Source organism: Streptomyces sp. NPDC003327 (assembly GCF_053589515.1).
Genome location: NZ_JBSFSA010000002.1, coordinates 287,931 through 301,576 on the forward strand (window position 1 = coordinate 287,931; position 13,646 = coordinate 301,576).

The 13,646-nt window shown below is 72.0% G+C and carries 12 protein-coding genes; 8 read left to right on the forward strand and 4 right to left on the reverse strand.

Annotation, left to right across the window (positions count from 1 at the left end; genetic code table 11):
- The first annotated feature begins 1 nt into the window (after nt 1).
- The 4 genes from ACWDVG_RS02895 to ACWDVG_RS02910 all read left to right on the forward strand — a co-directional run bounded on the left by ACWDVG_RS02895 (nt 2) and on the right by ACWDVG_RS02910 (nt 4,370).
- Complete coding sequence (locus ACWDVG_RS02895; protein WP_451695528.1) at nt 2-796, forward strand: thiazole synthase; 795 nt, start codon at nt 2-4, stop codon at nt 794-796.
- 165 nt (nt 797-961) lie between these two features.
- Nucleotides 962-2,881, forward strand: a complete 1,920-nt coding sequence (pknB, locus tag ACWDVG_RS02900) for a Stk1 family PASTA domain-containing Ser/Thr kinase (protein WP_451695530.1) — start codon at nt 962-964, stop codon at nt 2,879-2,881.
- A 5-nt stretch (nt 2,882-2,886) separates the two neighbouring features.
- Nucleotides 2,887-3,738, forward strand: coding sequence for a deoxyribonuclease IV (locus tag ACWDVG_RS02905; protein ID WP_451695531.1), 852 nt, complete (start codon nt 2,887-2,889; stop codon nt 3,736-3,738).
- Between the two features lie 83 nt (nt 3,739-3,821).
- Nucleotides 3,822-4,370, forward strand: coding sequence for a DUF4396 domain-containing protein (locus tag ACWDVG_RS02910; protein ID WP_451695533.1), 549 nt, complete (start codon nt 3,822-3,824; stop codon nt 4,368-4,370).
- A gap of 4 nt (nt 4,371-4,374) precedes the next feature.
- On the opposite strand, the gene ACWDVG_RS02915 is transcribed toward ACWDVG_RS02910, so the two are convergent.
- Nucleotides 4,375-5,043, reverse strand: a complete 669-nt coding sequence (locus tag ACWDVG_RS02915) for a sulfite oxidase-like oxidoreductase (protein ID WP_451695534.1) — start codon at nt 5,041-5,043, stop codon at nt 4,375-4,377.
- 184 nt (nt 5,044-5,227) lie between these two features.
- On the opposite strand from ACWDVG_RS02915, the gene bfr reads away from it, so the two are divergent.
- A complete protein-coding gene (gene bfr, locus ACWDVG_RS02920) occupies nt 5,228-5,704 on the forward strand; it encodes a bacterioferritin (protein ID WP_015032978.1) in 477 nt (158 codons plus the stop codon).
- Between the two features lie 33 nt (nt 5,705-5,737).
- On the opposite strand, the gene ACWDVG_RS02925 is transcribed toward bfr, so the two are convergent.
- Nucleotides 5,738-5,986 carry a (2Fe-2S)-binding protein gene (locus ACWDVG_RS02925; RefSeq protein ID WP_451695536.1) on the reverse strand — a complete coding sequence of 83 codons (249 nt, stop codon included), beginning with the start codon at nt 5,984-5,986 and terminating at the stop codon, nt 5,738-5,740.
- A gap of 137 nt (nt 5,987-6,123) precedes the next feature.
- Nucleotides 6,124-7,476, reverse strand: coding sequence for a class II 3-deoxy-7-phosphoheptulonate synthase (locus ACWDVG_RS02930; RefSeq protein WP_451695538.1), 1,353 nt, complete (start codon nt 7,474-7,476; stop codon nt 6,124-6,126).
- A gap of 209 nt (nt 7,477-7,685) precedes the next feature.
- On the opposite strand from ACWDVG_RS02930, the gene ACWDVG_RS02935 reads away from it, so the two are divergent.
- The 3 genes from ACWDVG_RS02935 (at nt 7,686) to ACWDVG_RS02945 (ending at nt 12,578) form a co-directional block, all read left to right on the forward strand.
- Nucleotides 7,686-10,451, forward strand: coding sequence for an N-acetylmuramoyl-L-alanine amidase (locus ACWDVG_RS02935; protein WP_451695540.1), 2,766 nt, complete (start codon nt 7,686-7,688; stop codon nt 10,449-10,451).
- A 95-nt stretch (nt 10,452-10,546) separates the two neighbouring features.
- Nucleotides 10,547-10,603 (forward strand): trp operon leader peptide, encoded by a 57-nt coding sequence (locus tag ACWDVG_RS02940; protein WP_071528813.1) that lies wholly within the window; start codon nt 10,547-10,549, stop codon nt 10,601-10,603.
- A 106-nt stretch (nt 10,604-10,709) separates the two neighbouring features.
- A complete protein-coding gene (locus ACWDVG_RS02945) occupies nt 10,710-12,578 on the forward strand; it encodes an anthranilate synthase family protein (RefSeq protein ID WP_451695542.1) in 1,869 nt (622 codons plus the stop codon).
- A 16-nt stretch (nt 12,579-12,594) separates the two neighbouring features.
- On the opposite strand, the gene ACWDVG_RS02950 is transcribed toward ACWDVG_RS02945, so the two are convergent.
- Nucleotides 12,595-13,593, reverse strand: a complete 999-nt coding sequence (locus ACWDVG_RS02950) for a 2-hydroxyacid dehydrogenase (protein WP_451695544.1) — start codon at nt 13,591-13,593, stop codon at nt 12,595-12,597.
- Nucleotides 13,594-13,646 lie beyond the last annotated feature (53 nt).

The following is a 13,646-nucleotide window of genomic DNA, read 5'->3' on the forward strand; positions in this document are numbered from 1 at the left end:
GATGTCCGACGACGTGTTCGCCCTCGGCGGTACGGAGTTCTCCTCCCGTCTCATCATGGGCACCGGCGGCGCCCCCAGCCTGGACGTCCTGGAGCGCTCCCTGCTCGCCAGCGGTACGGAGCTGACGACCGTCGCCATGCGGCGCCTGGACCCGACGGTCCAAGGCTCCGTCCTCTCCGTCCTCGAACGGCTCGGCATCCGGGTCCTGCCCAACACCGCGGGCTGCTTCACCGCGGGCGAGGCCGTCCTCACCGCCCGGCTCGCCCGGGAGGCGCTCGGCACCGACTGGATCAAGCTGGAGGTCGTCGCCGACGAGCGGACGCTGCTCCCGGACACGGTGGAGCTCCTCGACGCGGCGGAGACCCTCGTCGACGACGGCTTCACCGTCCTCCCCTACACGAACGACGACCCGGTCGTGGCCCGCAAGCTGGAGGACGTCGGCTGCGCGGCGATCATGCCGCTCGGCTCGCCCATCGGCTCCGGGCTCGGCATCCGCAACCCGCACAACTTCGAGCTCATCGTGGAGCGGGCCGGGGTGCCGGTGATCCTCGACGCGGGCGCGGGTACGGCCTCGGACGCGGCGCTCGCGATGGAGCTGGGGTGCGAGGCGGTCATGCTGGCCTCGGCCGTGACGCGGGCGCAGGAGCCGGTCCTCATGGCGGCGGCCATGCGGCACGCGGTCGAGGCGGGGCGGCTCGCGCGGCGGGCGGGCCGCATCCCGCGCCGCCACTTCGCGGAGGCCTCCTCCCCGACGACCGGCCTGCCGCACCTGGACCCGGAGCGCCCCGCCTTCTGACGGCTCGGCCGTGCCTCCCGTACGGCACGGCCCGGCCGCGGCCGACGGCGGATGTCCGCCGCCGGAGCCCGGTGGGGGGCCGCGCGCGAGGGGATCGTCACAGGTCGGGTGCAGTCGAGGGCGGGCGGGCGGGGGGGCCGCCGGGCGGCTCGTAGACTCGACGGCGTGGACACGACCCTTCAGGACCCCCTCGTCGGGCGGCTGCTCGACGGCCGCTACCGCGTCGACGCGCGCATCGCCGTCGGCGGGATGGCCACGGTCTACCGGGCCGTCGACACCCGCCTCGACCGCGTCCTCGCGCTCAAGGTGATGCACCCCGCCCTCGCCACCGACGCCGCCTTCGTCGAGCGTTTCATCCGCGAGGCGAAGTCGGTCGCCCGGCTCGCGCACCCGAACGTCGTCGGCGTCTTCGACCAGGGCGCCGACGGCGCCTACGTCTACCTCGCGATGGAGTACGTCGCCGGCTGCACCCTCCGCGACGTCCTGCGGGAGCGCGGCGCGCTGCGGCCCCGCGCGGCCCTGGACATCCTGGAGCCGGTGCTCGCCGCGCTCGGCGCCGCGCACCGGGCCGGGTTCGTGCACCGGGACATGAAGCCGGAGAACGTCCTGATAGGGGACGACGGCCGGGTGAAGGTCGCCGACTTCGGCCTCGTGCGCGCCGTGGGCTCGGCGACGGCGACCACCGGCTCGGTCCTCGGCACCGTGTCGTACCTCGCTCCGGAGCAGATCGAGCACGGCACCGCGGACACCCGCGCGGACGTGTACGCCTGCGGTGTCGTCCTGTACGAGATGCTGACCGGCGCCAAGCCGCACGCGGGCGAGACGCCCGCCCAGGTGCTCTACCAGCACCTCCACACCGATGTGCCCGCCCCCTCCGCCGCGGTCCCGGGCCTCGCCCTGGAGCTGGACGAGCTGGTCGCGGCGGCCACCGCCCGCACCCCCGAGGTACGGCCGCACGACGCCGTCGCGCTGCTCGCCCTGGTGCGGGAGGCGCGCGCCGCGCTCACCGAGGAGCAGCTGGACGCGGTGCCGCCGCAGTCGCTCGGCGAGGTCCGGGACACCGCCGAGGACCGTACGAGCGTGATCGCCCGCTCCGTACCGGCGCCGGCCGAGCCGGACGCGCGCGACCCCCGGCCGGTGGAGCACACCAGCCGGCTCGTCGCTCCGGAGGCGCCGCCCGCCGCCCCCCTGTGGCGGGCGCCCCGCGGTCCGCTGGCGATCGTCGTCGCCGTCCTCCTGGCGCTCGGCCTGGGCGCGGGCGTCTGGTACATCAATTCCGGCCAGTTCACCCGCGTCCCCGCCGTCCTCGGCCAGACGGAGGCGGTGGCGACCGAGCGCCTGAAGGACGCCGGCCTCGAGGTCGGCTCGACGAAGCGGGACTTCAGCGAGGTGTACGAGCGCGGCGCGGTGATGGCCGTCGACCCGGCGCCCGGCGAGCGGGTCCGCGGCAACGCCACGGTGACGCTCACGCTCTCCCGGGGCCCGCAGGTCGTGAAGGTCCCGAACCTCCGGAACAAGCCGCTCGCGGAGGCCCGGCGCCTCCTCCGGCAGGAGGGCCTGGCGGCGGGCGTCGTCTCGTCGGCGTTCAGCGACACCGTCGCCCGCGGCGCGGTGATCAGCACCGACCCGGAGCCCGGCACCGAGCGCAGCCCGGACTCCGCGGTCGCGCTCGTCGTCAGCAAGGGCTCCCCGGTGGACGTGCCGGGCGTCACCGGCGAGACGGTGGCCGAGGCCACCGCCACGCTCCGGGAGGCCGGGCTCGACGTCCGGGTCGCCCCGGAGCGCGTCCACTCCCCCGAGGCCGCGGGCGCGGTCGCCGCCCAGTCCCTCGCGGAGGGCAGCCGGGCCGCCGAGGGCGACGCGATCACGCTCACCGTCTCCAAGGGCCCGCGCCCGGTCGAGGTCCCGGACGTCACGGGCGAGTCGACCGCGGACGCCCGGGCGGCCCTGGAGGACGCGGGCTTCGAGGTGAAGGTCGAGAAGTCCTTCCCGTTCCTCGGGGACACCGTGTCGAGCCAGTCCGTGGAGGGCGGCGCGACGGCCCCCGAGGGCTCCACCGTCACGATCAGGATCAAGGGACTGTAGGAAGCATGCGCAACCCCGTCGGCGGCCACGTGCCCGTGGCCGGCGGTCTCGCCTCCGTCGGCCTGGGCTACGCCCGTGAACTGGGCGCCGAGGCCGTGCAGGTCTTCGTCGCCAACCCGCGCGGCTGGGCCACCCCGCCGGGCAGTCCGGCGCAGGACGAGCGGTTCCGTGCCGAGTGCGCCGCCGAGTCGGTCTCGGCCTGGGTCCACGCCCCGTACCTCATCAACTTCGGCTCGCACACCGAGGCCACCGCGGAGCGGTCGGTGGAGTCGATGCGGCACTCCCTGCGCCGCGCCCGCCAGATCGGTGCGCGGGGCGTGGTCGTGCACACGGGCTCGGCGACGGGCGGCCGCCCGCGCGAGGTGGCCCTGGCCCAGGTACGGGAGCGGATGCTGCCGCTCCTGGACGAGCTGACGCACGAGGACGACCCGTATCTGCTCCTCGAATCGACGGCCGGGCAGGGCTCCTCGCTGTGTTCGCTCGCGGAGGACTTCGGTCCGTACATGGACGCCCTCGACCGCCATCCGCGCCTGGGGATCTGTCTGGACACCTGCCACATATTCGCCGCGGGCCACGACCTCGCGGAGCCGGGTGGGGCGGCCCGGACGCTGGACGAGCTGGTGGCGACGGTGGGCGAGGGCCGGCTGAAGCTGATCCACGCCAACGACTCCAAGGACGTGGTGGGCGCGCACAAGGACCGGCACGCGAACATCGGCGCGGGTCACATCGGCGAGGACGGCTTCCGGGCGCTGCTGCGGCATCCGGCGACGGAGGGGGTGCCGCTGATCATCGAGACCCCGGGCGGCAAGGAGGGGCACGTGGCGGACGTGGAGCTGCTGAAGAAACTCCGCGGGTGATCACGTCCCCTTGAGGAATACCCCAGGGGGGTATACGGTTCCTGTGTCGGCAGGAACCGCCACCCGAGTTTGGGGGAGCTCCCATGCAGCGCGACGACCACGCCCACCACGAGGGCCACGACCACCACCAGGGCCACCACGGCCACGAGGGCCACCACGCCCACCACGCCCACCACGCCCACCAAGCCCCCGGCACGGTCTCCTGGTCCATGGCGGCCAAGGCCACGCTCCACTGCCTCACGGGCTGCGCCATCGGCGAGGTCCTCGGCATGATCATCGGTACGGCGCTCGGCTGGGGCAACGCCCCGACGATGGTGCTCGCCATCGCCCTGGCCTTCTTCTTCGGCTACTCGCTGACGCTCTGGGCGGTCGTCCGCGCCGGCGTCGGACTGAAGGCCGCCATCGGCGTCGCGCTCGCGGCCGACACCCTCTCCATCACCGTGATGGAGGTCGTCGACAACGGGGTCCTACTCCTGGTCCCCGGAGCCATGGACGCGCACCTGTCGGACGCCCTCTTCTGGGGCGCCCTGGCCTTCGCCTTCCTCGTCGCCTTCCTGGTCACCACTCCGGTCAACAAGTGGATGATCGGCCGCGGCAAGGGCCACGCGGTGGTCCACCAGTACCACCACTGAGCCGCTACAGCTCCGGGCCGTCGCCCGGTTCCTCCTGGTACGAGTAGCGCTGCTCGGTCCACGGGTCGCCGAGGTTGTGGTAGCCCCGCTCCTCCCAGAAGCCCCGCCGGTCGGCGGCCATGTACTCCACGCCCCGGACCCACTTGGGGCCCTTCCAGGCGTACAGGTGGGGGACGACGAGCCGCAGCGGGAAGCCGTGCTCCGCCGTGAGCAGTTCGCCGTCCTTGTGCGTGGCGAAGATCGTGCCGTCGGCGGCGAAGTCGGAGAGCCGCATGTTGGCGCTGTAGCCGTACTCTGCCCAGACCATCACGTGGGTGACCTGCGGCGCGGGCGGGGCGAGCTCCAGGATCGTGCGGGCGGGGACGCCGCCCCATTCGGCCCCGAGCATGCTGAACTTCGTGACGCAGTGGAGGTCGGCCACGACCGTGGAGAACGGCAGCGCCGAGAACTCCTCGTGGTTCCAGCACCGCTTGTCACCGTCGGCGGTCGCCCCGAAGACCCGGAACTCCCACCGGTCGGGCTTGAACTTGGGCACGGGCCCGTAGTGGGTGACCGGCCAGCCGCGCTGCAGCCGCTGCCCCGGGGGCAGATCGGGCGGAGGGTTCGACGGAAGCCCCGGTGAACGTTCCGGCTGCCCCGTTTCCCGGTGTACTCCGCTCTCCGGCTGACCCATGTCATCCATGGTGACAGACGGCGAGGGGTGGTCATGACCAGCAACCCCCCACGGGCACGCCTACCGGGGCAACTCCCACTAAGCCTGCACTTACTGGACGCCCCCCATTCGGGGTGCGAGGATGCGGCCATCCTGCCCAGTGACGGCACAGACACGCAACGTGGAAGTGGAAGGAGCCTCTGCGATGCAGGGCGACCCCGAGGTCCTCGAGTTCCTCAACGAGCAGCTGACCGGCGAGCTGACGGCGATCAACCAGTACTGGCTGCACTACCGCATTCAGGACAACAAGGGCTGGACGAAGCTCGCGAAGTACACCCGCGAAGAGTCCATCGACGAGATGAAGCACGCGGACAAGCTGACCGAGCGCATCCTGATGCTCGACGGCCTGCCCAACTACCAGCGGCTCTTCCACGTGCGGGTCGGGCAGACGATCACCGAGATGTTCCAGGCGGACCGCCAGGTGGAGGTCGAGGCGATCGACCGCCTGAAGCGCGGCATCGAGGTCATGCGCGCGAAGGGGGACATCACGTCCGCCAACCTCTTCGAGGAGATCCTGGCCGACGAGGAGCACCACATCGACTACCTGGACACGCAGCTGGAGCTGATCGAGTCCCTGGGCGAGGCGCTCTACATCTCGACGCTCATCGAGCAGCCGAGCTGACCCGGGCGGCCCCCGCGGGCGCCCCGGGGCCCGTCAGGCGGCTTCGCCCAGTGCGCTGACGCCCTCGACCGCGAGGGCGGGCATGCCCTGGTCCACCAGCTCACGGCGCGGGCAGTTGCCGCGTCCGAGGATGGCCTGGATGCGACGGACGCAGGAACCGCAGTCCGTGCCCGCCTTGCAGGCCGAGGCGATCTGGCGGGGCGTGCAGGCGCCCGCGTCCGCGTGCTCCTTGACCTGCTTCTCCGTGACACCGAAGCATGAGCAGACGTACACGCGGTTCACCTCCCGCCGAGATCCATTAGGTTAACCTAACCTTACCCGGCGGATCCGGCGGCCAAAAGCCCCGGTCACGACGATGGGGCGCGGATCACAAGGATCCGCGCCCCGTCGTCGTACGAAGCCACCGACTGATCGCTACCTCACTGGTCGCGGTACATCTCCGCCACCAGGAAGGCCAGGTCCAGCGACTGGCTGCGGTTGAGCCGCGGGTCGCAGGCCGTCTCGTAGCGCTGGTGCAGGTCGTCGACGAAGATCTCGTCGCCGCCGCCCACGCACTCCGTCACGTCGTCGCCGGTCAGCTCGACGTGGATGCCGCCGGGGTGGGTGCCGAGCTCCTTGTGGACCTCGAAGAAGCCCTTCACCTCGTCGAGCACGTCGTCGAAGCGGCGGGTCTTGTGCCCGGAGGCCGCCTCGAAGGTGTTGCCGTGCATCGGGTCGGTGACCCAGGCGACCGTCGCGCCCGAGGCGGTGACCTTCTCGACCAGCTCGGGGAGCTTGTCGCGGACCTTGTCGGCGCCCATGCGGACGATGAACGTCAGCCGGCCCGGCTCGCGGTCGGGGTCGAGGCGGTCGATGTAGGTGAGCGCCTCCTCCGCGGTGGTCGTCGGCCCCAGCTTGATGCCGATCGGGTTCGCGATCCGCGAGGCGAACTCGATGTGGGCGTGGTCGAGCTGGCGGGTGCGCTCACCGATCCAGACCATGTGGCCGGAGGTGTCGTACAGCTTGCCGGTGCGCGAGTCCGTACGGGTCAGGGCGCCCTCGTAGTCGAGGAGCAGCGCCTCGTGGGAGGCGTAGAACTCGACCGCGCGGAACTCGGCCGGGTCGGTGCCGCAGGCCTTCATGAAGTTCAGCGCGTTGTCGATCTCGCGCGCCAGCTGCTCGTAGCGCTGGCCCGACGGGGAGGACTTCACGAAGTCCTGGTTCCAGGCGTGCACCTGGCGCAGGTCGGCGTAACCGCCGGTGGTGAAGGCGCGGACGAGGTTGAGCGTGGAGGCGGAGGCGTTGTACATCCGCTTCAGGCGCTCGGGGTCCGGGACACGGGCCTTCTCGTTGAAGTCGAAGCCGTTGACGGAGTCGCCCCGGTAGGTGGGGAGCGTCACGCCGTCCCGGGTCTCGGTCCCCTTGGAGCGGGGCTTCGAGTACTGGCCGGCGATGCGGCCGACCTTCACGACGGGCACGGAGGCCGCGTAGGTGAGGACGGCGCTCATCTGGAGCAGCGTCTTGAGCTTGGCCCTGATGTGGTCGGCGGACACGGCGTCGAAGGCCTCGGCGCAGTCGCCGCCCTGGAGCAGGAACGCCTCGCCACGGGCGACGGCTCCCATCCGGGCGCGCAGCTGGTCGCACTCGCCGGCGAAGACGAGCGGAGGATACGACTCGAGGTCCGCGATCACATCGCGCAGAGCCTCGGCATCGGGGTACTCGGGCTGCTGCGCCGCGGGCAGGTCTCGCCAGGTCGCCTTGGCGACGGCGTGGGAATCAGCGTTCACGGTCACACGGACCACATTACGGGGTTCTTCGTCCGGTCCTGTCCCCTGACCAGTGACTGAGACGGGCGCCCGGAATGTCTCACGGTGATCTTCACGCCATCGAGTGATGTTACCCTGCGCCCCGTTTCGCAAAACACAGGCGAACACACGAACGAAACGACACAGGGGTGGGCGTGACGCAGAGGCACCGCAGGGACCGTAAGAAGAAACGAATCTTGTACGGCGCGGCGGCGGCGGTCGTCGCCACCGCCACGATCGGCACCCTCGCGGTCGCCTCGCCGGGCCTCGTGGGTGCCCCGGGCGGGTCCCCGTCGGCCGGCCCGGGCCTCCAGGCGCAGTTCGCCTCGGCGGCGGCGGAGTTCGACGTGCCGCAGAGCGTGCTGATGGCGGTGTCGTACCAGCAGACGCGGTGGGAGTCGCACGACGGCGAGCCCAGCACCACGGGCGCGTACAACGTCATGGGTCTGACGAAGGTCGACCCGGAGGACGTCGAGCGGACGGTCACGGACGAGCAGATCGACCACGTCAACGGCAGCGGCCGCGACGAGATCGAGAAGACCTTCGACCGCGAGAAGCTCCGCCGCTTCCTGGAGAAGCGGCTCGTCGACACCGACGACCCGCGGCTGCACACCCTGGACCGGGCCGCCGAGCTGATCGACAGCTCCACCGAGGCCGTCCAGAACGACACCGCCGCCTCCATCCGCGCGGGCGCCGCCCTCCTCGTCGAGTACCAGAAGCAGGCGGGCGCCGAGGTGTCGGACGACCCGGGCGACTGGTACCCGGCCGTCGCCCGGTACGGCCAGTCCTCCGACCGGAAGGGCGCCGACCTCTTCGCGAAGCGCGTCTTCGCGTCGATCGAGAAGGGCGAGCGGGCGCTCACCCTCGACGGCGAGCAGGTCTCCCTGCCGGCCGACCCCTCGGTCGAGCCGGTCAGGCCGGCGAACGTGCCGCTGGCCGCCGCCTTCGCGAGCACGACGGAGACCGCCCTCCCCGACTGTCCGGCCGGCCTGAACTGCAACGTCAAGCTGACCGTGCCCGACGCCTCGGGGCGGAAGAACTACACCGCGGCCGACCGCCCCGCCCAGGGCATGGACATCCGCCAGATCGTCATCCACGACACCGAGGGTCCCTACGAGACCTCGCTCGACGTGCTCACCGACCCGACCTGGGGAGGCAGCGCCCACTACCTGATCAAGGCCTCGGACGGTCTGGTCACCCAGATGCTCGAGAACAAGAACCTGGCGTGGCACGCGGGCAACTGGACCCACAACATGCACTCGATCGGCGTGGAGCACGAGGGCTTCGCGATCAAGGAGGGCAGCTGGTACACCGAGCCCCAGTACCGCTCCTCCGCGGAGCTGGTGAAGCACCTCGCCACGACGTACGGCGTGCCGATCGACCGCGAGCACATCATCGGCCACGACGAGGTGGCGCTCCAGACGGACGGCGACCTCGACCAGCTGCACTGGGACGCCGGCCCGTACTGGGACTGGAACTACTACATGTCCCTCCTGGGCGCCCCGCAGGGCGACAAGGGCGCGGGCGGGCTGCTCCGGGCCGGTCAGGTGGTCCGCGTGGTGCCGCCGTTCACCACGGCGAACCAGCCGAAGCTGACCTACTCGGAGAAGGTCGACGGCGTCTGGTACACGAGGGACGCCTCGCCGCGGCCGTCGAACTTCGGCTACCTCTACACGGAGCCCGTGGCCGACCCGGCCAAGACGCTGACCGACCCGTACTTCTCGGCGTTGTGGACGCACGGCTCGAACTACGCCAACAAGGTCCGCGCGGGCGGCCTCTACGTCGTCGCCGAGGCCAGGACCAACTGGACGGCGATCTGGTTCGCGGGCAGGAAGGCCTGGTTCGCCAACCCGGGCGGCCAGTACACCGTCCCGGTGCCGGGCGCCACGACCGTGACGCTGAAGTCCGGCCTCGCCTCGGCGAAGGTCTTCGGCCGCTCCTTCCCGGAGACCGCCGCCTACACCGCGGCCGGTCTCGAAGCGCCGGGCGACGAGAACGACCCGCTGTCGAAGTTCACCTTCGCCGCCGGGCAGGCCTATGTGAAGGCCGGTCCCGCGGTGGCGGGTGACGAGTGGTTCGGCTCCGCCCAGAAGAACGTCGTCGGCACCACGATGTTCGTGCCGCTCCGCTTCCACCACAAGATCACCTGGGTGAAGCAGAGCGACGTCGTCGAGGCGCCCGGCGCCGCCCCCGTCCGCGCCGACAACCGCTACAACCTCCTCGCGCGCGACGCCTCCGGCGTGCTGTGGCAGTACCAGGGCACCGGCAGCTCCACCGCGCCGTTCCTGGCCCGCTACCGGGTCGGGACCGGCTGGCAGATCTACAACACGGTCAGCCCGCTGACCGCCCTTCGGGCGGACGGCACCGGCGACGCGGTCGCCCGGGACACCTCCGGTGTGCTCTGGTACTACCAGGGCAGCGGCAACCCGTCGGCGCCGTTCAAGGGCCGGCTGAAGGTCGGCCCCGGGTGGCAGATCTACGACCAGGTGGTCGGCGTCCGCGACGTGACCGGCGACGGCAGGGCGGACGTCCTCGCCCGCGAGAAGTCCGGCGTGCTGTGGCTCTACAAGGGCACGGGCGTGCCGACCGCCGCGCTCTCGGCCCGGGTCAAGATCGGCACCGGCTGGCAGGCCTACACCATGCTCGTCAGCACCGGCGACCTCACCTCCGACGGCAAGGCGGACCTCATCGGCCGCGACGGCACCGGCGCGCTGTGGCTCTACAAGGGCACGGGCAGCGCCACCGCCCCGTACGCCGCGCGCGTCAAGGTGGGCACGGGCTGGCAGGGCTACAACAGCATCGTCGGTCCGAGCGACCTGACCGGTGACGGCAAGGTCGACTTCGTGGCCCGGGACGGTTCCGGCGTCATGTGGTTCTACCGGGGCACCGGCAGCGCCACCGCCCCGTACGCCACGCGGGCGCAGGTCGGTCCGGGCTGGCAGATCTACAACATGATCTTCTGATCGGACCGCCCTCGCACGGCCCCGGGGCCCGGCGCGCACCGTCCACGGTGCGGACCGGGCCCCGTTTCCGTGCCGGGCTGGGCTACAGTGCTCGCATGTTCGCGCACTCGACCCAGAACTGGTGGTGGACCGCTCATCCGGCGGCCCACTGACTGCGCGTCCACCGAACGACACGCGAAGGCCGCCCGAGGGGCGGCCTTTCTCGTACCCGGGGCCGTTCCTCCTCTCCGTCCACAGCTCGGAAGGAACGCACGCCCCATGGACCTCTCCCGTCTCCTCGACGACTCCTGCCCCCCGTTCGCGCTGCTGCGCCGCCGCACCCCCGGCCGTGACCACGACACCGTCGAGGTCCTGATCGGCCGGGTCCACGAGGCCGAGCGCCTCGCCGAACTGCCGGTCGGCGCGCTGCCGACGCTCGCGCTCGTGCCCTTCCGGCAGATCCGGGAGCGCGGCTTCGACGTGCGGGACGACGGCACCCCGCTCTCCGTGCTCGTCGCCGACGAGGTGTACGAGCTGCCGCTCGCGGAGGCGCTGCGGCAGCTGCCCGCGCACGACGTGACCGTCGAGGGCGGCGGGTTCGACGTCTCCGACGAGGACTACGCGCGGACCGTGCGGCGGGTCGTCGACGAGGAGATCGGCTCCGGCGAGGGCGCCAACTTCGTCGTCCGGCGCACCTACACGGGCGGGATCCCCGGCTTCGGGCGGGCCGACGCGCTCGCGCTCTTCCGGCGGCTGCTCGCGGGCGAGCGGGGCGCGTACTGGACGTTCGTGGTGCACACGGGCGAGCGGACCCTGGTCGGCGCCAGCCCCGAGGTGCACGTGCGGATGGCGGGCGGGACGGTCGTGATGAACCCGATCAGCGGCACGTACCGCTACCCGGCGGGCGCCGCCCCGACCCCCGAGGACCTGCTGGCGTTCCTCGCCGACCGCAAGGAGACCGAGGAGCTCTCCATGGTGGTGGACGAGGAGCTGAAGATGATGTGCACGGTCGGCGACAGGGGCGGTGTGGTGATCGGTCCCCGCCTGAAGGAGATGGCCCATCTCGCGCACACCGAGTACGAGTTGCGGGGGCGCTCCTCGCTGGACGTGCGGGAGGTGCTGCGGGAGACGATGTTCGCCGCCACCGTCACCGGGTCCCCGGTGCAGAACGCCTGCCGGGTGATCGAGCGTCACGAGCGGGGCGGGCGCGGCTACTACGCGGGGGCGCTCGCCCTGCTGGGCACGGACGAGAACGGCGTCCAGACCCTCGACTCCCCCATCCTCATCCGGACCGCCGACATCGCGGCCGACGGCCGGCTGCGGGTCCCCGTCGGGGCGACCCTGGTGCGGGGCTCCGACCCGGCGGGCGAGGTGGCGGAGACCCACGCCAAGGCGGCCGGTGTCCTGACCGCCCTGGGCGTGCGGGAGGGGCGGCCGCTCGACGAGGCGGCGGCGGCGCCCCGGCTGGCCGACGACCCGCGCGTCCGGGCCGCGCTCGACGCGCGCCGGGCGGACCTGGCGCCGTTCTGGCTGAAGATGCAGGTGCGCTCCGCCGAGCTGTCGGGGCACGCCCTGGTGGTCGACGCGGAGGACACCTTCACGGCGATGCTGGCGCACCTGCTGCGCTCCTCGGGCCTCGAGGTGTCGGTGCTGCGCTACGACGAGCCGGGGCTGCGGGAGCTGGCGCTCGCCCACGAGGGGCCGGTGGTCCTCGGGCCCGGCCCCGGGAACCCGGCGGACGCCGCCGACCCGAAGATGCGGTTCCTGCGCGGTCTGACGGCCGAGCTGGTGCGCGGCCACCGGCACGGGCTCCTCGGCGTCTGCCTGGGCCACGAGCTGATCGCGGCCGAGCTGGGGCTGGACATCGTGCGCAAGCGGGTGCCGTTCCAGGGGGCGCAGATGCGGATCGACCTGTTCGGGCAGGAGCGGACGGTCGGGTTCTACAACAGCTTCACGGCCCGCTGCGACGACCGGGAGGCGACCGAGCTGGCCCTGCACCGGATCGAGGTGAGCCGGGATCCGGAGACCGCGGAGGTGCACGCGCTGCGCGGGCCGGGCTTCGCCTCGGTGCAGTTCCACCCGGAGTCGGTCCTGACGCGGGAGGGCGCGGCGGTGACGGCCTCCCTCCTGGCCGGCGTGCTCGTCTGAGGGGCTCCCCGGGCGACTACGCGGCCCTCGGGACCAGGACGTTCTCGCTGCGCCTTCCGGCGGTGTAGTCGAGGACGTTGCGGACCGTGGCGTCGATGATCTGGCCGACCGCGTCGACCGTGTAGTACGCCTGGTGGGAGGTGACGACCACGTTGGGGAAGGTGACGAGGCGGGCCAGGGTGTCGTCCTCGACGACCTCCAGGGACTTGTCGAGGAAGAAGAGCCCGGCCTCCGCCTCGTACACGTCGAGCCCGACCCCGGTGAAGCGGCCCGCGCGCAGTTCCGTGACGAGGGCGTCGGTGTCGACGAGGCCGCCCCGGCTGGAGTTCACCAGGATGGCGTCGTCCTTCATCGCCTTGAGGGCGGTCGCGTCGATGAGGTGCCGGGTCGACGGGAGGAGCGGCACGTGGAGGCTGATGAGGTCGGCCTCCGCGAGGAGCCGTTCCTTGTCGACGTACGTCATGCCGAGGTCGAGGCAGGCGGGGTTCTCGGCCACGTCCCAGCCGAGGAGCCGGGTGCCGAAGCCGTGGGCGATCCGGGTGAAGGCCTCGCCGATCTTCCCGGTGCCGAGGACGCCGACGGTACGGCCCCGCAGGTCGCGGCCCATGAGCCCGTCGAGCCGGAAGTCGAAGTCGCGGGTCCGGTTGGAGGCGCGGACGATCCGGCGGTTGACGGCCATCGCGAGGGTCCAGGCGAACTCGGCGACGGAGTAGGGGGAGTAGGACGAGACGCGGGCGACGGTGAGGCCGAGGCGCTCGGCGACGTCCAGGTCGATGTTGTTGAAGCCGGTGGAGCGCTGGGCGATCAGCTGCGTCCCGCCGGCGGCGAGGGTCTGCAGGACCCGGTGGTTCAGGTCGGCGTTGACGCTGGTGGAGACGGCCTCGTAGCCCGCGGCGATGGGGGCGGTGTCCTCGTTGAGGAAGACGTCCACGCAGCGCACCTCGTGGTGGCCCGCGAACGCCTTCTCCAGGAGGGGCTTCTCGTCCGCCTGTACGCCGAATGCCAGGATCTCCACGGGTGTCCCCTCGCTGCACTGATGGGCCGTATGTCCGCTTCGCTACGTCCGCG